At 40.8% G+C, this 22781-nt stretch carries 24 protein-coding genes and 1 tRNA gene; 16 read left to right on the forward strand and 9 right to left on the reverse strand.

Annotated features, from left to right (window positions below; translation table 11 throughout):
- Positions 1-167: 167 nt before the first annotated feature.
- From B8983_RS09495 to B8983_RS09510, 4 genes are all read right to left on the reverse strand, one after another.
- Positions 168-695, reverse strand: coding sequence for a GlcG/HbpS family heme-binding protein (locus tag B8983_RS09495; protein ID WP_200806888.1), 528 nt, complete (start codon positions 693-695; stop codon positions 168-170).
- A 113-nt stretch (positions 696-808) separates the two neighbouring features.
- Positions 809-1897: an alpha/beta hydrolase gene (locus B8983_RS09500; RefSeq protein WP_084283918.1), complete on the reverse strand. Its 1089-nt coding sequence runs from the start codon at positions 1895-1897 to the stop codon at positions 809-811.
- 122 nt (positions 1898-2019) lie between these two features.
- Complete coding sequence (gene ssb, locus B8983_RS09505; RefSeq protein ID WP_084283919.1) at positions 2020-2475, reverse strand: single-stranded DNA-binding protein; 456 nt, start codon at positions 2473-2475, stop codon at positions 2020-2022.
- 96 nt (positions 2476-2571) lie between these two features.
- Positions 2572-3777, reverse strand: coding sequence for an MFS transporter (locus B8983_RS09510; protein ID WP_084283920.1), 1206 nt, complete (start codon positions 3775-3777; stop codon positions 2572-2574).
- Positions 3778-3827: 50 nt separating this feature from the next.
- Between B8983_RS09510 and uvrA the strand changes: the two genes are divergently transcribed.
- Positions 3828-6695 (forward strand): excinuclease ABC subunit UvrA, encoded by a 2868-nt coding sequence (gene uvrA, locus B8983_RS09515; protein WP_084283921.1) that lies wholly within the window; start codon positions 3828-3830, stop codon positions 6693-6695.
- Positions 6696-6712: 17 nt separating this feature from the next.
- Here the strand turns inward: uvrA and B8983_RS09520 are convergent, their stop codons facing one another.
- A complete protein-coding gene (locus tag B8983_RS09520; protein WP_084283922.1) occupies positions 6713-8716 on the reverse strand; it encodes a cation:proton antiporter in 2004 nt (667 codons plus the stop codon).
- Positions 8717-8728: 12 nt separating this feature from the next.
- Here B8983_RS09520 and B8983_RS09525 point away from each other — a divergent pair, with 12 nt between their 5' ends.
- The 9 genes from B8983_RS09525 (at position 8729) to rapZ (ending at position 15075) form a co-directional block, all read left to right on the forward strand.
- Positions 8729-9724, forward strand: coding sequence for a KpsF/GutQ family sugar-phosphate isomerase (locus B8983_RS09525; protein ID WP_084283923.1), 996 nt, complete (start codon positions 8729-8731; stop codon positions 9722-9724).
- Between the two features lie 11 nt (positions 9725-9735).
- A complete protein-coding gene (locus B8983_RS09530) occupies positions 9736-10296 on the forward strand; it encodes a KdsC family phosphatase (protein WP_234986996.1) in 561 nt (186 codons plus the stop codon).
- Positions 10296-10943 carry an LPS export ABC transporter periplasmic protein LptC gene (gene lptC / locus B8983_RS09535; protein WP_084283925.1) on the forward strand — a complete coding sequence of 216 codons (648 nt, stop codon included), beginning with the start codon at positions 10296-10298 and terminating at the stop codon, positions 10941-10943. Before B8983_RS09530 ends, lptC begins: the two co-directional genes overlap by 1 nt.
- Positions 10944-10947: 4 nt before the next feature.
- A complete protein-coding gene (locus B8983_RS09540; RefSeq protein ID WP_143736156.1) occupies positions 10948-11532 on the forward strand; it encodes an LptA/OstA family protein in 585 nt (194 codons plus the stop codon).
- Complete coding sequence (gene lptB / locus B8983_RS09545) at positions 11519-12280, forward strand: LPS export ABC transporter ATP-binding protein (RefSeq protein WP_084283927.1); 762 nt, start codon at positions 11519-11521, stop codon at positions 12278-12280. The genes B8983_RS09540 and lptB overlap by 14 nt, the downstream gene beginning before the upstream one ends.
- A gap of 124 nt (positions 12281-12404) precedes the next feature.
- Positions 12405-12749, forward strand: a complete 345-nt coding sequence (gene hpf / locus B8983_RS09550; RefSeq protein ID WP_084283928.1) for a ribosome hibernation-promoting factor, HPF/YfiA family — start codon at positions 12405-12407, stop codon at positions 12747-12749.
- A 19-nt stretch (positions 12750-12768) separates the two neighbouring features.
- Positions 12769-13215, forward strand: coding sequence for a PTS sugar transporter subunit IIA (locus tag B8983_RS09555; RefSeq protein WP_084283929.1), 447 nt, complete (start codon positions 12769-12771; stop codon positions 13213-13215).
- A 23-nt stretch (positions 13216-13238) separates the two neighbouring features.
- Positions 13239-14189, forward strand: a complete 951-nt coding sequence (gene hprK / locus B8983_RS09560) for an HPr(Ser) kinase/phosphatase (RefSeq protein WP_200806893.1) — start codon at positions 13239-13241, stop codon at positions 14187-14189.
- 1 nt (position 14190) lies between these two features.
- A complete protein-coding gene (rapZ, locus tag B8983_RS09565; protein ID WP_084283931.1) occupies positions 14191-15075 on the forward strand; it encodes an RNase adapter RapZ in 885 nt (294 codons plus the stop codon).
- On the opposite strand, the gene mutY is transcribed toward rapZ, so the two are convergent.
- Both mutY and mutM read right to left on the reverse strand, forming a co-directional pair.
- Positions 15058-16173, reverse strand: a complete 1116-nt coding sequence (mutY, locus tag B8983_RS09570; protein WP_234986997.1) for an A/G-specific adenine glycosylase — start codon at positions 16171-16173, stop codon at positions 15058-15060. The two genes, rapZ and mutY, sit on opposite strands and share 18 nt — an antisense overlap.
- Positions 16170-17003 carry a bifunctional DNA-formamidopyrimidine glycosylase/DNA-(apurinic or apyrimidinic site) lyase gene (gene mutM / locus B8983_RS09575; RefSeq protein WP_084283933.1) on the reverse strand — a complete coding sequence of 278 codons (834 nt, stop codon included), beginning with the start codon at positions 17001-17003 and terminating at the stop codon, positions 16170-16172. Before mutM ends, mutY begins: the two co-directional genes overlap by 4 nt.
- 38 nt (positions 17004-17041) lie before the next feature.
- Here mutM and B8983_RS09580 point away from each other — a divergent pair, with 38 nt between their 5' ends.
- The 6 genes from B8983_RS09580 (at position 17042) to pth (ending at position 22027) form a co-directional block, all read left to right on the forward strand.
- Positions 17042-18550 (forward strand): lipoprotein insertase outer membrane protein LolB, encoded by a 1509-nt coding sequence (locus B8983_RS09580; protein ID WP_084283934.1) that lies wholly within the window; start codon positions 17042-17044, stop codon positions 18548-18550.
- Positions 18543-19466, forward strand: coding sequence for a 4-(cytidine 5'-diphospho)-2-C-methyl-D-erythritol kinase (gene ispE, locus B8983_RS09585; RefSeq protein WP_084283935.1), 924 nt, complete (start codon positions 18543-18545; stop codon positions 19464-19466). The genes B8983_RS09580 and ispE overlap by 8 nt, the downstream gene beginning before the upstream one ends.
- Positions 19444-19520: transfer RNA gene (locus B8983_RS09590), tRNA-Gln, on the forward strand. Before ispE ends, B8983_RS09590 begins: the two co-directional genes overlap by 23 nt.
- Before the next feature lie 104 nt (positions 19521-19624).
- On the forward strand, positions 19625-20584 hold the full coding sequence (locus tag B8983_RS09595; RefSeq protein ID WP_084283936.1) for a ribose-phosphate pyrophosphokinase: 960 nt from the start codon (positions 19625-19627) through the stop codon (positions 20582-20584).
- Positions 20585-20701: 117 nt separating this feature from the next.
- Positions 20702-21352, forward strand: coding sequence for a 50S ribosomal protein L25/general stress protein Ctc (locus B8983_RS09600; protein WP_084283937.1), 651 nt, complete (start codon positions 20702-20704; stop codon positions 21350-21352).
- A gap of 87 nt (positions 21353-21439) precedes the next feature.
- The gene (gene pth, locus B8983_RS09605; RefSeq protein ID WP_084283938.1) at positions 21440-22027 is read left to right on the forward strand and encodes an aminoacyl-tRNA hydrolase; all 588 of its coding nucleotides are present in this window, start codon (positions 21440-21442) and stop codon (positions 22025-22027) included.
- On the opposite strand, the gene B8983_RS09610 is transcribed toward pth, so the two are convergent.
- Both B8983_RS09610 and coaD read right to left on the reverse strand, forming a co-directional pair.
- A complete protein-coding gene (locus B8983_RS09610) occupies positions 22013-22273 on the reverse strand; it encodes a YfhL family 4Fe-4S dicluster ferredoxin (RefSeq protein ID WP_084283939.1) in 261 nt (86 codons plus the stop codon). The genes pth and B8983_RS09610 overlap by 15 nt on opposite strands.
- A gap of 1 nt (position 22274) precedes the next feature.
- Positions 22275-22763: a pantetheine-phosphate adenylyltransferase gene (coaD, locus tag B8983_RS09615; protein WP_084283940.1), complete on the reverse strand. Its 489-nt coding sequence runs from the start codon at positions 22761-22763 to the stop codon at positions 22275-22277.
- Between the last annotated feature and the right edge of the window lie 18 nt (positions 22764-22781).

Here is a 22781-nt window from a genome sequence, read left to right on the forward strand (position 1 = left end):
CATTTATTATTTTAACAAGATAGAAACGTCAAGGACAGACAGGCTGTCCGTGCTATTCATCCTCGCCCTGAACGGCGAGGTTTTCCGCACGATTGGATAAAATTTAAAGCCTCTCCGAGATTCAACTCAGAGAGGCTTTTCTGCTATTTTTAGTAAGATTTATTAAATTACTTACTCAATGTCGCTGCGCCCGCTTTACAAACTAATTCATCCTGAGATCCTGTGCCGCCTGAACAACCGATGGCACCAATGATTTTTCCATTTTCAACTAACGGGATACCGCCTCTAGAAGCGATAACGCCGTCTAAAGTAATAATGTTGTTGTTTTTACCAATATTAATGCCCTTTTCAAACAACTTGGTTTCACGACGAAAACGTGCTGCTGCCTTCGCTTTGTGTTCAGCAATAGCAATAGAAGCTAATTGTGCATTGTCCATTCTTTTGAAAACAATTAAATCTCCATTGACATCTACCACTGCGATATTCATTTTCCAGTTACGTTTTTTTGTTTCTGCGATTGCTGCATTAATAGCAGCTTCAGCACGTTCAAGATTAATCGGAGTACCTAGTGCTAAATCGAATGGCATGGCATCAGGAACATCATCAGCTGGATCTGGGGCTGGCTGTGCCATACCAAATGATGCTTGCAAACCTACCAATATCATTATCAATATTTTTAGTTTCATTTTATTCATAGTGCATCTCCTCATTCATTACGTTATTTTTAAAGGTGTCCTCAGTTTGCACTGATTTTCTGGTTTTGAAAATCAGTTTGAACTAAGGACATTCCCTATGAAACAAAATGGGTTTACTGAGTGAAACCTTTTTTCTTGAGCCAGTCATTAATGACTTGCGCAACTTGCATATTGTTTTTATCCATCATCATCATGTGAGAATTACCCTTAATGCCGATCTCAGGCAAGTTAATCACATCAATTTTTGCACCCGCAGCAGTATATTTTTCATTCAGTCCTAATTGCCCCTTCCTCATGGATGGCCAACGAGAATCTTGATCAATGTAATCTCCATAAACTGTCAAGATAGGCATCCCGTTTAAGGCTGCCAACTTTTCTGGGGCTGGGTCACCGAGTCCCGCTGGTTCAACGAGCACTAAAGCTTTTACTTTGTCTGGTCTGGCTTGAGCAACTTTTTGTCCAAACTGACCACCTTGACTATGCACTAAAACTACGCAAGGGCAGACTTTATCGACGAGTTCTGTATAGGCCTTAATCGTCACTTCATCTGTGCTGGTCCAGCGTGGCACTACTTGACGCATGAAATTCAAATAACCTTCTGCTGGGAACTGACTGCCAGCAAATTGTTTTCTTTGCGCAGGGTCGTCATTCCACCCACCTGTACCGATTCGAAAACGACTCCAAGGATTATCAATGGTTAGGTACTGAGGTGGGGAAGGCCAAATATCTGGAGATGCAAAGCCGGATCGACCACGCTCGACAGCATCAGAAACATAGGTTTTCCAGCCATTCCGAATAAAGTACTGCTGCCAACCTTCCCGACCGTCTGGTGTTGACTCGTAAGTCACCCCGGTCAATCCACCGCCATGCCATAACAAAATTGGTAATTTTGCTTTTAGATTTTTGGGGGTGAAATACTGCACATACATCGATTCAACCAAATATTTCCCATTAGGATCAAGCCGCGCAGGTGCTCCACCTGGCGTAAAGACAACATCTTTCACTTCTTTACCACTGACTTCAGCAAACCGCCCACCAACATGAAAGGAACCTATATCCACAATATTCATCGGTGGTAATTTTGGAGTTACGGACGGTTGCGCCTGACCTACCGTTGCAAGCAGCGATAGGGAAATTAAAGAAGCGGTACGCAAATGCGCGCGAGTCTGCTTAAGCTGATGCTTTCTTTTGAAAAACCACATATTGTCTCCGTTATTTATAGTAAGTAATATTTTGATTTAATTTAGCACAAAAAAAACCCACTTCTACAAGAAATGGGTTTTAGGTTTTGACATTTCATCCTCAAAACATCGCAGTTACATCTTTAAAATGGAATATCGTCATCCATTGCACCTAAAGATGAACTTGGTGAGCTCGATGGCAAGCTCGAAGGTGCATCATTACGCTCTCGATAGCTACTAGATGAAGGCGCACTACTCTCGCTAGAGCGACCTCCTAGCATCTGCATAGAGTCAGCAATAATATCAGTGGAGTACTTTTCAACCCCAGCATTGTCAGTCCACTTTCTAGTCCGAAGCTTTCCTTCCACATAAATAGCAGAACCTTTTTTCTGGTACTGAGCAACAACCTCAGCCAGTTTTCCAAAAAAGGTAATCCGATGCCACTCGGTTTGTTCTTTCATCTCATTCGTGGCTTTGTCTTTATATTTATCGGTGGTTGCAACAGTGATATTAGTAACAGCATCACCACTCGGTAGATAACGTGTTTCTGGGTCTTTTCCTAGATTTCCAACAATGATTACTTTATTTACCGATGCCATAACAACCTCCAAAAATTATTGAGTACTACTCATGAATACTGATGCTAATGATTTCATTTTACCAATGAAACTGGTGAAATCCAGCGAAAATCGCCCTTACGAATGACTGGCTTTTACTTTTCTAACCAATCCGGTCATATTAAAAATTAACAACCACCAAGCAAACATTAACCCTAAGCTAATCATAAATATGGCTTGAATTCCCAACTGACCGAACACCCATCCACCCATAATTCCACCTAAAAACAAACCGATAGACATTGAAGTGTTGTAAATACCTAGTCCAGCCCCGCGATTATCACCAGCAATGACAGAAATAAGTGAAGGAATTAAGGACTCTAGGATGTTGAAGCCGGTAAAAAAGATTACCAAGCCAAATCCTAAAACGTATAGATTCAAATTTTCCATACCGATAATGCCGAAAAAGATTAATTGTGCGAACACCACAAAAAATGCTCCAGCCTTTAAAAGTAAGGCGAGTTGATTCTTTTTCTCTGCTCTCATGAGCATTGGGGCCATCACCACTAAAGAAAGAATTAAAACAGTGATATACATTTTCCAGTGGGAAGGAAGATCAAGGCCATCGGCTAGCATCATGCGAGGAATAGCTATAAACATAGCAACCTGGGTGGCATGGATGAGTAATACACCTAAATTTAATTTAACCAGTTGGGAATTGTTTAGAACCTTCATAAAGCGATCCCAATTATTTTGCGTGCCCTCTGGTTGAGGAAGATTTAACATTGGCGCGGAAGGTACAAATTGAATAGTTACAATCAAGGCAGCCAGACCCAGACAAGCCATCATTACAAAGATTCCCGACATACCCAATAACTCATATAAGGGCGTAGCAATAATGACTGACAAGGCAAAACTCAAAGCAATACTACCCCCGATAATTGCCATTGCGCGCGTACGCACCTCTTCTCGAGTTGAATCGGCAACCCAGGCAGAAATAGCTGCAGAAATTGCACCTGCTCCTTGGATTGCACGACCTGCCAAAATCCAAAACAAATCATCATGACTCGCGGCCACTAATGCGCCAATAATAAATAAACTCAAGCCAAAGGCAACAATTGTTTTTCGGCCATAACGGTCAGACAACATTCCTAAAGGAATATGTAATAAAGCCTGGACCATGGCATAAATACCAATCGTCAAGCCAACCAAAGTGGAGTTATCGCCATTTGGTAGATTTTTAGCGTGCAAACTAAAAATCGGAATAATCAAAAATAACCCAAGCATTCTGAGGGCAAAGACGCAAGCTAGGGCTATAGATGATCTAAGTTCTGACGGATTCATAAATTAAGGCTATATTAATGGGTTAAGCTGAGTATAAGCACATATATATTATGAACGAAGAAATTAAAATCCGTGGCGCTCGAACCCACAACCTTAAAAACATTAACCTTGATATCCCTAGAGATAAACTCGTAGTACTGACAGGTCTTTCAGGATCCGGCAAGAGCTCTTTGGCATTTGACACGCTTTACGCGGAAGGTCAACGTCGCTACGTAGAGTCATTATCAGCCTATGCAAGGCAGTTTTTACAATTAATGGATAAACCGGATGTGGATTCCATTGAGGGGCTCTCGCCGGCAATTTCTATTGAACAAAAGGCAACTAGCCATAATCCAAGGTCGACTGTTGGTACTGTTACTGAAATTCATGATTATTTACGTTTGTTATTTGCCCGTGCAGGGACACCTCACTGCCCAGAACATGAACTACCTCTAGAAGCCCAAAGTGTTTCGCAAATGGTGGACCATATTTTAGCGATGCCTGAAGATACAAAGCTCATGATTATGGCCCCCATCGTTTCTAATCGTAAGGGCGAGTTTGAGGATTTGTTTGAAGACCTACAAGCGCAAGGCTTTGTCCGCTTTCGAATTCGCTCAGGTGGTGGCACAACGAATACGGCAAAAGCCAAGGTATATGAAGTCGACAGTCTACCAACCTTAAAAAAAACCGATAAGCACTCCATTGAAGTAGTAGTTGATCGTATCAAAGTAAAAGAAGATATTAAGCAACGTTTAGCTGAGTCTTTAGAAACTGCCCTTCGACTAGCTGATGGTAGAGCGCTCATCGTTGATATGGATAACGAGGGTGAAGTACTATTTTCTAATAAATTTGCTTGCCCTATTTGCTCTTTTGCCTTGCAAGAATTAGAACCCCGATTATTCTCTTTTAACAATCCAATGGGCGCATGCCCGAGTTGCGATGGTTTAGGTCATATTTCCTTCTTCGATCCGAAACGAATTGTGATGCACCCTGAACTATCACTGGCCTCAGGAGCAATTAAAGGATGGGATCGTCGGAATCAATTTTATTTCCGCCTGCTCCAAAACTTAGCAAACTTTGCTAAGTTTGATTTAGATGTTCCCTTTGAACTTTTAAGTCAAAAAGTTCAAGATTTGATCCTCTTCGGTTCTGGGGCCAATAAGATTGACTTTGAATACCTGAACGAAAAAGGTGTACCAGTTATCAAGCCACATACTTTTGAGGGGATTATCGCCAATTTTGAAAGGCGCTATCGTGAGACCGATTCTTCGGCAGTTCGTGAAGAATTAGCAAAATATCAAAATGTAAAGAGTTGCCCTGACTGTGCTGGTAGCCGACTTCGTAAAGAAGCCCGCTTCGTTAAAGTTGGTGAAGGACAGAGTAGTAGAGCTATTTTTGAAATTAGTAACTTACCTCTCAAAGCTGCTTACCAGTATTTTTCAGAGTTAAATCTTAAAGGTGCGAAACGAGAAATTGCGGATCGAATTGTTAAAGAAATTTCCTCTCGGCTCAAATTTTTAAATGATGTCGGATTGGATTATCTCTCTTTAGATCGAAGTGCCGATACGCTATCTGGTGGCGAAGCACAACGTATTCGATTAGCTTCACAAATTGGTTCTGGTTTAACTGGCGTCATGTACGTGTTAGATGAGCCATCCATTGGACTGCATCAACGCGATAACGATCGTTTAATCCAAACGTTAGTTTATTTACGTGACTTAGGGAACTCCGTATTGGTTGTAGAGCATGATGAAGACATGATTCGTGCGTCTGACCATGTGATTGATATTGGCCCTGGCGCTGGTGTACATGGTGGAAAAGTGATTGCACAAGGTACTCCAGCAGAAATTGAAGCCAACCCAGACTCCTTAACAGGTCAGTACTTATCTGGTAAAAAAAGAATTGAAGTACCTAAAAAGCGACTTGAACCCAATGATCGATGGATTACGATTGAAGGCGCAACCGGGAATAATTTAAAAAATGTAACCGCTAAAATTCCTGTTGGCTTATTAACCTGCATTACAGGTGTTTCTGGCTCCGGTAAGTCCACGTTAATTAACGATACCCTGCATCATGTAGTCGCCCAACACTTATATGGTTCCCATGCGGAGCCTGAGCCTTATAAATCAATTGACGGCTTAGAACATTTTGATAAGATTATTAGCGTTGACCAGTCTCCCATTGGTAGAACTCCGCGTTCCAACCCTGCAACTTATACTGGGTTATTTACCCCAATCAGAGAATTATTCGCAGGTGTTCCAGCCGCACGAGAACGAGGTTATGAAACCGGTAGATTTTCATTTAACGTCAAAGGCGGTAGATGTGAAACCTGTGAGGGTGATGGCGTTATTAAAGTAGAAATGCACTTTTTACCCGACGTGTATGTCCCGTGCGATGTCTGCCATGGAAAACGTTACAACCGCGAAACTTTAGATATTCGCTATAAAGGTAAAAATATTCACGAAGTACTAACGATGACAATTGAACAAGCCCATGACTTTTTTGAGGCGGTGCCCATTGTTCGTAGAAAATTAAAAACACTGCTAGATGTTGGTTTGGGCTATGTCCGATTAGGGCAAAGTGCCACCACTTTGTCCGGTGGTGAAGCCCAACGCGTCAAACTATCATTGGAGCTATCCAAACGAGATACGGGTAGAACGCTGTACATCTTAGATGAGCCAACGACTGGCCTACATTTCCAAGATATTCAACTGTTATTAGAAGTCATCCAATCTTTGCGAAAGCAGGGCAATACGATTCTCATCATTGAGCATAATTTGGATGTAATTAAGACAGCAGATTGGATTATTGATATGGGGCCAGAGGGCGGTGCAGGTGGCGGTTTAATCATTGCAGAGGGCAGTCCTGAGCAAATCGCAAAGTCTCCAAAAAGCTTTACTGGAAAATATTTGAAACCGCTTCTAAAAGCAGCCAACTAAATAAGGTAGCTGATAGACTAGACTAGAATTTTCAGTAATCTCTTTTCGGCTTTTTCTAAACAATCGGGGGATCCTAGCAAAGTAAGGATATCCTCTTCTTGAAAGGTAATGCTTTCATCAGGGGCTAGGTTCTTGTAATTTGAGTGGGATCCTGAGATTTTTCGACGGATAGCATGCAAATCGGCTCCTGACTCTTTCTGCAACCAATCTAGGTTTTTTCCGACTCCCTGAGTATTAGCTTTTAACTTTACAGAATGTAACCTTGAAGAGTTGGTGGTTTCACTGTCATCATTTTCAAAACTCGGAAAAAAGCCTTTCAATGCGCCGTATCGATTTTCCCTAGCCTGAGTCACCCGTCTTATAACCCGTTTAATCGGCACACCTACTACCGTTAAAACTTGTGCCGACAACATCAAGCCACCTTCCGTTTTCTCAGGAATCACTTGAGTAGCGCCAACTAATTCTAATTTTTCCACTTCGGTCTCATCGGTTGCGCGAACAATGATGGGTATCCCTGGGTGTAATAATTCGACTTGTTGAATCACTTTTATTGTTTCGTTGATATTTTGAAATGTAATGACCACGGCTTTGGCTCGCACGATACCTGCTGCAATCAGATGGTTTTTACTTTGCGAAGCACCGTAAACCACAGATTTACCGGCTTGACTGGCATCACTGACTCGGTCAGGGTCCGCATCTAGTGCGATATATTTAATTTGTTCTTGCTCTAAGATGGTTGCTAGCTGCTGTCCAGAAATGCCAAACCCACAAATAATTACATGATCTGAATTTTTCAAGCTTTGTGAGGCAATTTTGGTCAAATTAAGGGATTGATTAAACCATTCATTCCTGACGAATCTCAAAGTAATCTTATCGTTAAATTGAATCAACACTGGTGCCAACATCATCGATAACAACATTGCGGCAATGACAGACTGCGAAACACTAGGAACAATCCAATCCAGTTGATCAATCTGTTGAATTAAAACAAAACCAAATTCACCTGCTTGGGTCAAACAAATTCCCGTTCTAATCGCCTCAGCAGAGCTAGCACCGAAGCGCTTGGCCAAACCAGCAACAATCACAAATTTCAGGATGAGCGCCCCAAAAAATAGGAATATGACTAAATGGAAATGATTAAAAACAACATGGAAATCGACCAACATACCGATGGAAATGAAAAACAGCCCTAATAAAATATCTCGGAAAGACTCAATGCCCTCTTCCACTTGAAATCGATAAGGGGTTTCAGCAATTAACATACCAGCCATAAAGGCCCCTAATGCCATTGATAAGCCGATATATTCAGTGATGGCAGATACGCCAATGACCACTAATAAGACATTAAGCATGAAGAGTTCTTGCGATTTCATACTAGCCACTAACTTAAACCACGAACTAAAGATACTTTTTCCAACAACGAAAATTAACAGTAAGGCGACTGTTATTTTTACTCCAGCTAACGATAAAGCAACGGCCATATCTCCTGAGTTTTTATCTAAGGAGGGGATTAAGATGAGCAAGAAAATGACCACTAAATCCTGGAAGATCAGTACACCAACAACATTTTTGCCGTGGGGAGTATCGAGCTCAAATTTTTCAGCAAGTCCTTTGATCACAATCGCTGTTGAAGACATGGCTAAAGCCCCCCCCAATGCAAACAAGACATGCCAAGGAAGGCTTAAGGGCAGAAAAAAACGTAGTAAGTATCCGGCTGGGATTGTCAAAAACATTGTCAGGAAGACCTGGCTGGCCCCAAATCCAAAAACAATGCTCTTCATCGACTTGAGTTTGCTTAAATTAAACTCTAAACCAATCGAGAACATCAGAAAAACAACCCCAAACTCAGCAAAGTTCTTTAACATGGTGCTATCAGCTGCTAGAGCAGTAGCATTTGGACCAATCACAAGGCCTGCTAATAAATAACCTAAAATAGGAGGTAATTTACTAGCGCGTATTATTAGTACCCCAGCAAGTGCTGAGGCCAATAAGATGAGTGCGGTTTGCAAAATAGAAGGCATATACTAAATATTATGATATTCGAACAAAGTGAACATTTCACTAATTTGGCTAAGAATACCCTTGAAATTGAATCTCAGGGTATTCAACTACTGAAAAATCGGTTTGATAACCAAGAACAACGGGATGCTTTTTTAAAAGCCGTTGATCTTTTAATGCATTGTCGGGGCCGGATTGTGGTGTCTGGCATAGGCAAATCAGGACATATTGCCAGAAAAATTGCCGCAACCTTCGCCTCAACGGGTTCACCTGCCTTTTTTGTCCATCCTGCAGAAGCAAGCCATGGCGACCTAGGCATGGTGCAATCTGAAGATGTTTTTCTGGCCTTATCCTACTCTGGAGAAGCGACTGAATTGATGACCATTGTGCCATTAATTAAACGGATGGGGGCTAAACTCATTGCCATGACTGGCAAACCAGAATCTTCATTAGCAAAATTTGCGGATATTCATCTAAATGTAGCCATTCAAAAAGAAGCTTGTCCTCTAAATCTTGCACCTACCACTAGCACGACAGCTACTCTGGCGATGGGCGATGCACTGGCGGTGGTCTTATTAGATGCAAAAAATTTCCAAGCAAGCGATTTTGCCTTGTCTCATCCCGGTGGCAGCTTAGGTAAAAGATTGCTGACATTAGTCCGAGATATCATGCACTCAGGCAATGATATTCCCACGAATACCGTCACCGACTCCTTTAAAAATCTTTTATTAGAAATGTCTAAAAAAAGATTGGGGATGACCATCATCACTGATATCAACCAATCTGTTTTAGGTGTGTTTACCGATGGTGATTTACGTAGATTGTTAGAAAAAACATTACAACTTGAAGATGTTAAGGTTGCAGATGTGATTACACTCCAGCCGAAAACTGTCTCGCAAGATGTCTTGGCGGCAGAGGCTTTAGAAATCATGGAACGCCATCGCATTAACCAATTAGTGGTGGTTGATCAACACAATAAATTAGTTGGTGCCTTAAATATGCACGACTTACTTACCAACAAAATTCTCTAGGCGACTGCATTTTGAGCGATATCTACCTAACGAACCAAATAGCAAATTTCCCACAAGCATTGGAAAGAGCTCAACATATTCAACTACTCATATTAGATGTTGATGGGGTATTAACGGATGGCTCCCTCTTTATTAGTCCAGACGGTCTTGAGCATATTAAAGTTTTTAACAGCCTGGATGGCCATGGCATTAAGCTATTAGTAGAAAATGGTATCCAATGTGCGATTATTTCTGGTAGAAACTCTGAAATGGTGACCTTAAGAGCAAAAGCTCTGGGCATCGAACATGTGTTTTTAGGTGTCCACGATAAATTAGTGGTCTTTGAATCTCTTCGTGAAAAACTAGGATTACCCTATCAAGCTTGTGCCGCAATGGGTGATGATTGGCCGGACTTGTCCGTTTTAGCCAGGGTTGGGCTACCTGTGGCGCCCGCTCAAGCGCATGTTGAAGTCTTGAATATTGCTAGATTTATCACCCGTTTGCCTGGTGGCAATGGTGCAGTTCGCGAGGTATGTGATTTGATTTTAAAAGCACAAGACAAATACGCTCCACTTCTTCGACAAGCGCTCTGATGAATCAACGACTTACTTTTTCAACTGTTAAAGATTCTGTTACTGGATTTATTGTTCGGTTAATTCCCATACTGTTATTAGCAAGCCTCACCTTATTATCATTTTGGTATCTCAAGAAAAACATACTGCCCGAATTACCAACTGTTGCAAGAAGTAAGGAGCATAAACCCGATTACGTCTTTACTGAGGCTAAATTAACGGTTTTAAACCTTGATGGTTCGACAAAATATCGCTTATTAGGGCGAGAGTTTAAGCACTATGAAGATGATGCTTCCATTGATGTGCTCAAACCACAATTACGACTTTTTAACAAGAATGCGCAACCAACTACAGTGAGGTCTGAAACAGCTCACATTAGTGGCGACCTGGATATCGTCGAGCTTTTTAAAAATGTTCTGGTTAGTCGTCCCGATCAAATTAATTCCGCGGGATTAATCATTAATCCATTTTTTAAATTAAATTCTGAGTATTTAGAAGTATTCATTAATGATGATCGACTATCGACTCGTCTTCCGGTCAAAATTCAACGTGGTGAATCGATTGTTACAGCAACCAAGGGTGCGGACTACGACAATGTTAGCCAGTCAATTTTGATGTTTGGTGATGTCAGTGGTGTGATTGCGCCTAACAACTCATTTAAAAGGTGATGTTGTGAGAGTAACCAGATTTGACTTTCATCACATGCTCATTGGTTTTTTGCTGGTGTTGACATGCATTTCTAATTCATCCCAGGCGCTTCAGTCGGATCAAAGCAAAGCTACTCAATTTAATGCTGACAAAGTCGACTTTAACGATGTCAATCAAGAATATGTTTTAACTGGGCATGTAATAGTGCAACGGGGTAGTATTTTAGTTAAAGGGGCCAAAGCCGTCGTCGTCGTTGATCCTGATGGATTTCAAAAAATTTCCGTCATTGGAGACACGTCTCAATTAGCTGAGTTTACTCAACAGCTAGATAGCACCACTATAGAGTTTATTCACGGCGAAGGGGAGTTGATTCTCTATGAAGAAAGGACTGATGTCTTAATTATTACTGGTCAAGCTTTTACATCGAGAAGCTCTGGTAAACACTGGCGAGATAAACTGAATGCGGATCAAATACAATACAACCTATTTACTGAAAAATACCAAGCAGTAAGCAAAGGCGAGCAGAACTTTGCGAAATCATTACTGTCGCCGAAATATAAAGAATCCCCTAAACTATTTGATGTAAAGCCAAACTATGTTAGCCAATAGCCCGATTCGCTCAGCCCTGATTGCCAAGGGATTACAAAAAAAATATGGCAAAAGAACGGTTGTGCGAGACGTTAGTCTTGAAGTTAAAAGGGGTGAAATTGTAGGTTTGTTGGGCCCAAATGGTGCTGGTAAAACCACTTCTTTTTACATGATTGTTGGCTTAGTCCCAGCGGATCAAGGTACGATTACCCTCGATGGCAAGCTCATTAGTAAGTTGCCAATTCATGAAAGATCTTTCATGGGCCTCTCCTATCTACCCCAAGAGGCCTCCATTTTTCGGAAACTGTCAGTTCGAGAAAACATTCAAGCAGTGTTAGAGCTCCAAGTGGATGCCAATGGTAAAAAAATGACTCGTAGTGCAATGAACGGTAGATTAAATGCGCTATTAGAAGAATTACAAATCACCCATTTACGCGACAATCCTGCCTTATCCTTGTCAGGTGGTGAGAGAAGACGTGTTGAAATTGCAAGGGCGCTTGCAACTAACCCCCAGTTTATTTTGCTTGATGAGCCATTCGCAGGTGTTGATCCAATTGCTGTAGGAGAAATTCAGCGGATTATCAAATTCCTAAAAGATCGTAATATTGGCGTTCTCATTACGGACCATAATGTTCGAGAGACCCTAGGTATTTGCGATCACGCTTACATCATCAGCGATGGCGTCGTCCTAGCGGAAGGCTTGCCGAGCGAAATTATCGAAAATGAAAGTGTTCGCCGGGTGTACTTGGGAGAAAACTTTAAGATGTAAATCCGCCAAAGTTATCTGGACACTTGGCAACCTATTAAATCACTGTTAATCTAAAGGCGTAGTAAACTAAATTGAAGATAATTCCGAATTAATTTTGTTTTTCAACGTCGCATTTGGAGAGTTTATGAAACTAATTATTAACAGTAATCATCTTGAAGTAACTCCAGCAATTAAAGAGCATTTAAGCGAAAAATTAGCAACCGTAAAAAAACATTTCGACCAAATCATCCAAGTAAGCGCAACATTTTTTGTCGAAAAAGCGCATGAAAAAGAACTCCGTCAAACCTGTGAAATTAGTTTTCATGCATTAGGCAAAGATTTGTTTGCCCAATCGCATCATTCAGACCTATACAAGGCAATTGATTTAACGATTGATAAATTAGATAAACAAATTTTAAAGTTAAAAGAAATTACGAAAAATCATCACCACCCAGTCAGAGCGAAATATATTTCGGCAAGTCTTGACTGAATAAACCTATAATAGATGTATGAGTGAACTCGCTAAAATTTTATTTGAAAAACAAATTTTCCTAGACGTCCAAGCGTCTGACGTTAATTCTTTATTTCGTTTAGCGAGTTCCAACTTTTCTTCTCAAAGTCATTTGAATGAAGATCTGATTTTTAATTGCCTTCAGGACCGAGAAAAACTTGGCTCTACCGGGCTAGGCTTGGGTGTAGCTATTCCCCATGGTCGTGTAAAAGGCTTAAAGAATCCACTGATAAGCTTTTATAGGTTAGAAAAAGGGATTGATTACGGTAGTTCCGATAGCGAGCCTGTTGATATTTCTATCTTCCTATTAGTGCCTGAAGTAGCAACGCAACTTCATCTTGAGTTACTCTCGGAAATTGCCCAAACTCTAGCCGATAAAAATAAACGTGAAGTTTTACGTTGTGGCCAATTACCAAATGAAATTCTCGACGCTCTAACGATTTAGGAAGTGTACAAATGATCCAGCAACTGTCGCTCATTGGGATCAGCGCTCAACATATTTTTGATGAGAACATTGACGATTTAAAGCTACGCTGGATTACCGGCCAAGAAGGCGCAGATCGTTGTTTTGATGAACAGGTGGTTGCGCAAGCTTCCTCCGCCTCGGATCTAGTGGGTCACTTAAACCTCATTCACCCAAGACGGCTACAAGTCTGTGGTGAACCAGAGATTAACTATCTGAATCGTTTACAAAAAGCACAACTACGTCATCAATTGGTTGATTTAATTTCGATGCATCCACCTTGCATTATTATTGCCGACAACCAAATTCCATCAGACAACCTGAAGTTGCATTGCCAAAGATCCTCCACACCACTTTTTGAGACACATCTCCCGGCCGCCGAGGTAATTGATCATTTACGTTTATACCTCACTAAAATTGGCGCACCAAGTATCACAATGCATGGTGTTTTTATGGATATTTTAGGCTTAGGTGTCTTAATTACTGGTGAATCTGGTCTAGGCAAAAGTGAATTAGGTCTTGAGTTGATTTCAAGGGGGCATGGCCTCGTAGCGGACGATGCAGTTGACTTCTCTAGACTGGGGCCTGATTACATTGAAGGTCGCTGTCCGATGATTCTGCGGGATTTATTAGAGGTCAGGGGCTTAGGCTTATTAGATATCAAAACTATTTTTGGTGAAACTGCCGTTAGACGTAAACTGAAGTTACGCCTAATTGTTCAGCTTGTTAAAAGAACTGACCAAACCTTTGAGCGCCTCCCTTTAGAAAGTCAATATACTGAAATTCTAGGCCTAGCAATTAGAACGGTCAAAATTCAAGTAGCTGAAGGTCGTAACTTAGCGGTCTTGGTAGAGGCGGCGGTCCGCAATACGATTCTTCAACTCCGTGGTATTAATACGCTTGAGGACTTTATTAGTCGTCAACAAAAATTAATTCATTCCGACTCTAATAATTAACATGAGTATCATTATTATTACTGGTATTTCGGGTTCAGGTAAGTCAGTTGCACTTCATGCATTAGAAGATGCTGGCTTTGAATGTGTCGATAACTTACCAATCAATTTGCTTACCTCTTTAATCGATCAATTAGATAGCGATGGGACGTACAAGATTGCTGTAGCGATTGATGCTAGACGCGGTTCAAGTATTCAAGATCTACCAGGCATTATTGACCAAGTAAAAGATCGCCATGAAATCCACACCATTTTCCTTAACGCCTCTACTGAAGCTTTAGTTAAACGCTTTTCTGAAACAAGAAGACGGCACCCCTTAAGCCTCAACCATGCAGATCATTCTGCACAGTCCCTCATTGATGCAATCGATCAAGAACGATCTTTAATGGCCGGTATTGGTGAAATTGCCCATCAAATAGATACAAGCAATATTTCTGCAAACACCCTGCGTAGTTGGCTTCTAGAGTTGGTGCATGAAAAAAAATCAGCCATCACTATCTTATTTGAATCTTTCGGATTTAAAAATGGTGTACCTCACGATGCAGATATTGTGTTTGATGCAAGGTGTATTCCAAATCCTTATTATGAAAACGCCCTCAAGCATTTAACAGGTAATGATCAGCCAGTCATTGATTTTTTAGTTCAAACGGAAGAGTTTAATAAAATGTTTATCGATATCAATGCATTTGTTAGCTCTTGGCTGCCAAAGTATCAAAAAGACGGCCGTAGTTACCTAACGATTGCAATTGGTTGTACTGGTGGTCAACATCGCTCAGTTGCACTAGTCAATAAGCTCTATAAGACGTTCAAACATAGCCCTGAATTTTCAAATTTGCCATCATTGAAACGACATCGCGATATTGCGAATGCGTCAATCCACTCTCTTTAGCACCTGAAAGTCTGCCAGTAATTTTTTAATTGGAGTTGGTAATCCGAGATGGCCAAGGTCAGATTTTTTCACCCAGTCGCAGGATTGGTTGCACTTGACCATATTTTTTTGAACCCGAACTACCTTCGTTGAAAAATACAAGGTTCTATGCGTAAATACATGCTTTAAAGGGGCTAAGATTTTTGCCTCGTCATAGATAGATTGGTTGGTAAAAGTAACTACCGGTTGAAATTGTTCAAGTTGAAAACTAGTATTCGAAACCTCGTTTTCACTTTTAACCTCTACCCATGGTGTTTCAGGTAACGTCCAAAGACCGCCCCAAATCCCAGAAGAAGGCCTTTTTTCCAAAAGAATTTCATCTTGACTCAAGATCAAAAGCATTTCACTAACCACGATTTTTGAGGGTGATTTTTTAATTTTTAGTGGAATTTGCATGACCAAACCATTTTTAAAGGCGATGCAATCCGCAGAATAAACACAGTTATTTACCACTTGATTTTGACAGATCGGAGCAGTTGGTTTACAAACAGTTGCGCCAAAGTCCATTAAGGCTTGCGTATATATTGGCATCAAAGCCGCTTCTTTTGGGACTAATTGATCCGCCAAATCCCATAACTTTTTATTCTCGCTACTCGTCTTTAAAGAGCCTTCAATCCCATATACTCTAGCGATTAAGCGTTGTACATTGGCATCTAAAATACTTGCTGAATGATTAAAACAAAATGCAGCAATTGCTCTTGCTGTTGATTTTCCAATTCCAGGTAGTTTATTTAACGTTTCCGGCTCCTCTGGAAACTTTCCATTGAATTCAGAAGCAATAATCTTAGCGCATGCATGTAAGTTTCGTGCTCTTGTGTAATAGCCAAGGCCTGCCCACAAAGCCATCACATCATCTAAGGGCGCCTGAGCTAAGGCGTTCACAGTAGGGAACTTTGATAAAAATAATTGATAACGATCTATTACCGTCGCAACCTGTGTTTGTTGCAACATAATCTCTGATAACCAAACTTTATAGGGATCCCTCACCCCCTGCCATGGCAATCCCCGGCGGCCATAGTTCTGATGCCACTTAACCAGTTTTTGGGCAAAACTACTCATTTTTGACAGTTAGGGCAGTAAAAAGTTGATCGTTGACCTTGTTTAATTTGCTTGATTAATCCTTCACAACCATAGCAGGGCTCACCCGTTCGATCATAGACCTTGGTTTGAACCATAAAATGACCAGGCTCCCCTTGGCTATTCACAAAATCTTTTAAGCTACTACCACCAGCTTGAATTGCCTTTTCTAAAGTTAACTTGATTGCTTGGGCTAATAATTCATATCGCTTTAGACTCACTTTACCAGCTGGTGTTTTTGGATTAATTCCTGCAGTAAACAAACTCTCTGAGCAGTAAATATTACCTACCCCAACCACGCACTGGCCCGCTAACAAGAACTCCTTAACGGAAACGGTTCTAGACCTAGATTTTTTAAATAGTAAATCAGCCCCTAAAGCGCCAGCGAATTCAGGGCCAAATGGCTCCACGCCTAATCTTTTTAACATCGGCATATCATCTACAGGGGTTTCTGATAAAGGATGCCAATGAATTGAACCAAATTTTCTTGGATCGTGAAGGCGCAATACTTTGTTCCCAAATTGAAACTCCACTCGATCATGTTTGCGGGGTGGTTCGGTAATCTCTTGTATTCTGAGTACCCCCGTCATCCCTAAATGAATAATCATCGTGCCATGTTCGAATTCAAATAAAATGTACTTTCCTCTGCGTCTTAATAAACGCACCTTTTGATCAGTCAAAATATTTTTTAAATGTATGGGTACAGGCCAACGCAATCTTCCGTCATATATGACGACATCAGTGATTGACTGGCCCTCAATAATTGGCGCGATCCCTTGTTTGGTAACTTCAACCTCTGGTAATTCTGGCATTTTTAGAAATAATATTGAATGTTATATAGAATAAGCAAATGGCAAAAAACAATTTATCTTATTTTCGTCGAATAGTCTTTTCATCACTATTCCTTCTTTTTACAACCCTGACTAGTGCTAACATTTTTGCACAAACCGCGGCTTCAGAAGAGGATGCGGAAAAGTATATTGAAAATATTTACTTGTTTTTAACTTCAGAAATTGCTTTGCAACGAGGAGAAGTTGCGGCCGCCTACCAAACACTCTTGAATCTTGCTAGATCAACCAAAGATCCGAGAATTGCACAAAGGGCGATGGAAATTGCTTTACAAGCTAAATCCCCCAAGTCCTCTTTGGATGCTGCAAAACTATGGGATGAACTCACTCCGCCAACCGATAACACCTCTAAAGAAGTCTACATCACCTTGTTATTGATTAATCAATTGTGGAGTGATGCGGTTGAACCTACCGTGAAATTTTTAAGATATGAATCTACTAAAAAAAGAGATGAGTTCTTAAAACAAGTTTTACCTCTGTTTAATAAGGCTGATGACCAAGATGAAGCGTTGCTGGCTTTCTCCAAAATTGTTGGTGATTTAAAACCCCTCTCCAAGGATAAAGAAGTTTTATTTTTGTATGCTTTAGGACAAGAAAAAGCTGGCAACTTTGAAAAGATGGAAGCTGCGCTTCAATCCATCTTGAAAGAGAATCCAAATGATGCCAACGCTTTAAATGCTCTGGGGTATAGCTATGCTGACCGTAATATTCGTTTGACCGATGCTTTATATCTCATTAATAAGGCTAACCAAATCAACCCCAATAATCCCTTTATTCTAGATAGTTTAGGCTGGGTTAATTATCGTTTAGGAAATAATGAGTTGGCATTGCAATATCTGCAGGATTCATTTAATCAACTCAATGAGGCCGAAGTGGGCGCTCACTTGGGTGAAGTTTTATTTAAATCAGGTAAAGAATTAGAGGCCGACTTAGTCTGGCGTAAAGCTGAATCGATCAACGCCAATAATTCCACACTAAAAGAAACACTCCGTAGGCTTCGTCCCACATGGCTAAAACCTGTAGTCTTCGATAGCACAAAAGCAAGAAAATGGGATGGTCGTTTTTCTGTCAAAATTAATGATGCTAAATCCCAAGATGGTGGGTCTGGTGCCTTTACTTTAAATCGTGTGGATTTAGTTGATGACTTGGAAATTAGATCTCCGATAGGCACGTCCATCGCTAAAATTCGCATTAAACCTGGCAGTGCTTCTTTAGAACAAAACGGTAAGGTTGTGAATGCGATTGATGCTGATCAATTAATGGCCCAAACTTTAGGTTTACCTATTCCAGCTAGAGGTTTAACAGAATGGTTATCTGGTTTCCCACGGGCTGGTAGTCAAAGTACCTTAAAGAGAAATACAGTTGGTCAAGTGGAGGAGATTGTCCAAGATAGTTGGACTTTAAAATATACTTGGTCCAACGACAACAAAATACAAAAGTTACATATGAATCGATCAGATAGAGGTAAAGAGATTGATATTCGCTTAATTTTTGATCTGATCAATGATTAAGCAGCTTAGTATTCTTGCGCCTGCAAAGATCAACCTTTTTTTACATGTCGTTGGTCAACGCTCTGACGGTTATCATTTGCTACAAAGTGTTTTTCAGTTACTCGACCTATCAGATGAGGTTTTCTTAAAGACCAGGCAAGATTCGCAAATTATTCGAATCAATCCAATTCCAAATGTTTTACCCAAAGATGATCTAGTCGTTAAAGCAGCTTACTTACTACAAAGCACCCTGGGAGTTAACCAGGGAGTAGAGATTGCTTTAGATAAGAAAATCCCAATGGGCGCAGGCTTAGGAGGTGGATCCTCAGATGCTGCAAGTACTTTATTGGGCTTAAATCATTTGTGGAATTTAGCACTTTCCAAGCAAGATTTAATGGATATAGGCTTGAAATTAGGGGCTGACGTGCCCTTCTTTATCCAAGGTCATAATGCGTTTGTAGAGGGTATTGGTGAGATCATTACACCGATTGAGTTACCAGTTAATGATTATTTGGTGATTTTTCCGGGCGTCTCAATTCCAACAAAAGAAATTTTTTCATCAACTGAATTGACTAGAAATCACAGTAGGATTACAATAACTGACTTTGCAGAGCAATATTCTAAATTAACCATGTTTCAGAATGATTTACAGGTAATTGCCGAGCAAAAACATGTTGAAGTTAAGAATGCAATTGGGTGGTTGAAAAGTATGTTTCCAAATACCCAACCGATGATGAGTGGTTCTGGTAGTTCAGTTTTTTGCGAGATTCCAAACACTTTAAATATGGGCCATTGTCTTTCAGAACTTCCATATGGATGGAAAATTTATAAAGTTAAGAGCTTAAAGCAGCACTCAGCTTATAATTTAGTACCAAGTAATAATTTAAGTAGTAAATTAATGAGTAGTACGCAACAGGGGAGTCGCCAAGTTGGTTAAGGCTCTGGATTTTGATTCCAGCATGCGAAGGTTCGAATCCTTCCTCCTCTGCCACCCAGCGTGTCTCACCTCAGTCTTTCTTTCCCCTTCCCCTTTTATCTTTTTGAAAAAATATTTCTTTTCAGATATTTCATATCCTTTTTCCTACTGGAGCACCTATGAGCAATGAGTCCATGGTAATTTTTACTGGTAACGCCAATCCAGAACTAGCAAAAGCCGTTTCAGATTATTTAGGGCTTGAGCTAGGCAAAGCCATGGTGGGCAAATTTTCAGATGGTGAAATTCAAGTTGAAATTCAAGAAAATGTCCGAAGCAAGCATGTTGTCGTCTTGCAATCCACCTGCGCTCCGACCAATGATCATTTAATGGAATTGATGATTATGGTAGATGCTTTAAAGCGTGCATCCGCTGGCACAATCACTGCGGTTATTCCCTATTTTGGTTACGCTCGACAAGATCGTCGCCCTCGTTCAGCTAGAGTTGCGATTTCTGCCAGGTTGGTTGCTAACATGTTGCAATCTGTGGCAGGGGTTGAACGTGTTGTTACGATGGATCTTCATGCAGACCAAATTCAGGGCTTTTTTGATATTCCAGTAGATAACATCTATGCCTCTCCCGTTTTATTGAATGACCTACACAGCAAAAATAATGGTGACTTATTGGTTGTTTCACCAGACATTGGTGGCGTAGTAAGAGCCCGTGCACTGGCAAAACAATTAGGCTGTGACTTAGCAATTATTGATAAACGTCGTCCAAAAGCGAACGTTTCAGAAGTAATGCATGTAATCGGTGAAGTTGATGGTCGTCGTTGCGTCATTATGGATGACATGATTGATACCGGTGGAACTTTATGCAAAGCTGCCGAAGTTCTCAAGCAAAGAGGTGCAAAAAGCGTCATGGCTTACTGTACTCACCCCGTTTTATCGGGTCCTGCAATCAATCGAATTTTAGAGTCTCAATTGGACGAAGTCGTTGTTACTGATACGATTCCATTAAGTGTAACGGCTAAGGCAAATCCTAAAATTCGTTTCATATCCATAGCTCCTTTACTTGGCGAGACCTTACAAAGGATTAGTCGTTGTGAATCTGTAATGTCCATGTTTACCGACGCCGACTAGCATTCTGAGATTAAATCGAGTTATAATGACAGTCCTCTCTGTTTGGTCGCGAACAGGAGAAGCTACCCCATTTTTAATGGGGTAAATTATTGAAGCAATTTACTTAAGGATTTACTCATGAAAGTTACAGCCTACGAACGTAGCGTACAGGGCACTGGTGCGAGCCGCCGCCTGCGCAATTCTGGAAAAACACCTGGCATTATTTACGGTGGTACAGATTTACCGCAAGCAGTGGAATTAGATCACAATGCACTTTTCCACGCTTTGAAAAAAGAAGCCTTCCATTCATCAATTTTAGACATTGAAATTGGTGGCAAGGTTACTCAAGCACTTTTACGTGATTTCCAAATGCATCCGTTTAAGCCGCTCGTCTTACACATCGACTTTCAACGTATTGATGCTACTCACAAAGTGCACGTAAAAGTTCCACTCCACTTTAAAGGCGAGGACACATGTCCAGCAGTTAAAACAGGTGGTGGTGTAATCAATCACATTACTAACGAAATCGAAATCGAATGCTTACCGGCTAGCTTGCCTGAATTCATTGAAGTTGACTTAAGTGCCATGGTAGTTGGTCAGACTTTACACGCTAAAGACCTAACCTTAGGTGCTGGTGTTGCTTTAAGTTTACATGTTGAACATGAGAATCCAGCGATTGTAGTAGCTCGTATGCCAGCAGTTTCCGGTGGAGATGTGCCAACTGGTGCTCCTGAGGCACCTGCTGCTCCAACAGCAACAAAATTGAAAGATAAAGAAGGTAAGGAATAATTTTTTCTTATTCTTCTGCGAGAAAACCCGCTCATGCGGGTTTTTTTCTAAGCCTGCATTTCAAACCATATAAATTTATTCATCAAAATGCTCTTAATTATTGGCCTTGGTAACCCAACAGATCAACACAAAAACGATCGACATAATGCTGGGTTTTGGTTATGCGATCTCATTGCCCAAAACATCCAAGCGACTTTTAAAGTAGAGCAAAAATTTAAAGGCGAAGTGGCAAAGGGTAAATTGCAAGGCCATGATATTTGGTTATTAAAGCCATCGACCTACATGAATCTAAGTGGTGAGTCGGTAGGTCAACTCATGCGATTTTTGCAAATTAAACCAACTCAATTATTAGTGGTACATGATGAACTGGATTTGGCACCAGGGGTTATCCGTCTAAAAATGGGCGGAGGAACCGGTGGACACAACGGCTTAAAGAGTATCCAGTCGCATATTGGCACCCCAGACTATTTACGACTGCGTGTCGGCATTGGTCATCCCCGAGATTTTGTGGAAAAGGGCTCGCCACACCAAGAAGTCGCAAGTTACGTATTAAAGCGTCCGCCCAAACCAGAAATGGAGCTGATTGAAGACTGTTTCTATCAATTTATGCGGGTTTTACCAGATGTATTAAATGACGACTTACCTAAAGCAATGAAAGAACTACACACTCTTTAATGATTTGGTCAGTCTGTTATATTTCTGTAAAAGCTGTTCATTGCTCTCATTAAACTCTGGATTTTTTGGGATACAGGCGATTGGACAAACAATCTGACATTGTGGCTTGTCGTAGTGGCCAACACATTCGGTGCATTTATCAGGATTAATTTCGTAAATCTCAGCCCCCATGCTAATGGCATCGTTGGGGCACTCAGGCTCACATACATCGCAGTTAATACAATCATCAGTAATCATTAACGCCATATTAACCCTGAGCTGCTTTCACCTTTTTATCTAACCATTTTTCAACCGATGGGAAAACAAACTTACTTACATCGCCACCCAAGAGGGCTACTTCACGCACAAAGGTGCCCGAAATAAATTGATATTGATCGGAAGGTGTCAAAAATAGTGTTTCCACATCAGGAACTAAATAACGATTCATACCTGCCATTTGGAATTCGTATTCAAAGTCTGATACAGCCCTTAATCCACGAACGATGACCCGAGCATTGTTTTTTCTTACAAAGTCCTTTAGCAGGCCGGTAAAGCCTTCTACACGTACGTTTGGATAGTGACTTAATACTTCGCTTGCAATTTGAATACGCTCTTCCAAAGTAAAGATAGGCTTTTTGTTTTTACTATCGGCAATACCTACAATCACTTCACTAAAAATCGATGACGCTCTACGAACTAAATCTTCGTGACCTCTCGTTAAAGGATCAAATGTTCCTGGATAAACTGCAATTGTCATAATTAATCCTCAAATAGC

The organism is Polynucleobacter kasalickyi (assembly GCF_900176405.1).
Classification (GTDB): Bacteria; Pseudomonadota; Gammaproteobacteria; order Burkholderiales; family Burkholderiaceae; genus Polynucleobacter; species Polynucleobacter kasalickyi.

Coding starts and splice junctions, on each gene's coding strand:
- B8983_RS09495 (WP_200806888.1), bottom strand. CDS start 695: ATGAATAAAATGAAACTAAAAATATTGATAATGATATTGGTAGGTTTG.
- B8983_RS09500 (WP_084283918.1), bottom strand. CDS start 1,897: ATGTGGTTTTTCAAAAGAAAGCATCAGCTTAAGCAGACTCGCGCGCAT.
- ssb (WP_084283919.1), bottom strand. CDS start 2,475: ATGGCATCGGTAAATAAAGTAATCATTGTTGGAAATCTAGGAAAAGAC.
- B8983_RS09510 (WP_084283920.1), bottom strand. CDS start 3,777: ATGAATCCGTCAGAACTTAGATCATCTATAGCCCTAGCTTGCGTCTTT.
- uvrA (WP_084283921.1), top strand. CDS start 3,828: ATGAACGAAGAAATTAAAATCCGTGGCGCTCGAACCCACAACCTTAAA.
- B8983_RS09520 (WP_084283922.1), bottom strand. CDS start 8,716: ATGCCTTCTATTTTGCAAACCGCACTCATCTTATTGGCCTCAGCACTT.
- B8983_RS09525 (WP_084283923.1), top strand. CDS start 8,729: ATGATATTCGAACAAAGTGAACATTTCACTAATTTGGCTAAGAATACC.
- lptC (WP_084283925.1), top strand. CDS start 10,296: ATGAATCAACGACTTACTTTTTCAACTGTTAAAGATTCTGTTACTGGA.
- lptB (WP_084283927.1), top strand. CDS start 11,519: ATGTTAGCCAATAGCCCGATTCGCTCAGCCCTGATTGCCAAGGGATTA.
- hpf (WP_084283928.1), top strand. CDS start 12,405: ATGAAACTAATTATTAACAGTAATCATCTTGAAGTAACTCCAGCAATT.
- B8983_RS09555 (WP_084283929.1), top strand. CDS start 12,769: ATGAGTGAACTCGCTAAAATTTTATTTGAAAAACAAATTTTCCTAGAC.
- rapZ (WP_084283931.1), top strand. CDS start 14,191: ATGAGTATCATTATTATTACTGGTATTTCGGGTTCAGGTAAGTCAGTT.
- mutY (WP_234986997.1), bottom strand. CDS start 16,173: ATGAGTAGTTTTGCCCAAAAACTGGTTAAGTGGCATCAGAACTATGGC.
- mutM (WP_084283933.1), bottom strand. CDS start 17,003: ATGCCAGAATTACCAGAGGTTGAAGTTACCAAACAAGGGATCGCGCCA.
- B8983_RS09580 (WP_084283934.1), top strand. CDS start 17,042: ATGGCAAAAAACAATTTATCTTATTTTCGTCGAATAGTCTTTTCATCA.
- ispE (WP_084283935.1), top strand. CDS start 18,543: ATGATTAAGCAGCTTAGTATTCTTGCGCCTGCAAAGATCAACCTTTTT.
- B8983_RS09595 (WP_084283936.1), top strand. CDS start 19,625: ATGAGCAATGAGTCCATGGTAATTTTTACTGGTAACGCCAATCCAGAA.
- B8983_RS09600 (WP_084283937.1), top strand. CDS start 20,702: ATGAAAGTTACAGCCTACGAACGTAGCGTACAGGGCACTGGTGCGAGC.
- pth (WP_084283938.1), top strand. CDS start 21,440: ATGCTCTTAATTATTGGCCTTGGTAACCCAACAGATCAACACAAAAAC.
- B8983_RS09610 (WP_084283939.1), bottom strand. CDS start 22,273: ATGGCGTTAATGATTACTGATGATTGTATTAACTGCGATGTATGTGAG.
- coaD (WP_084283940.1), bottom strand. CDS start 22,763: ATGACAATTGCAGTTTATCCAGGAACATTTGATCCTTTAACGAGAGGT.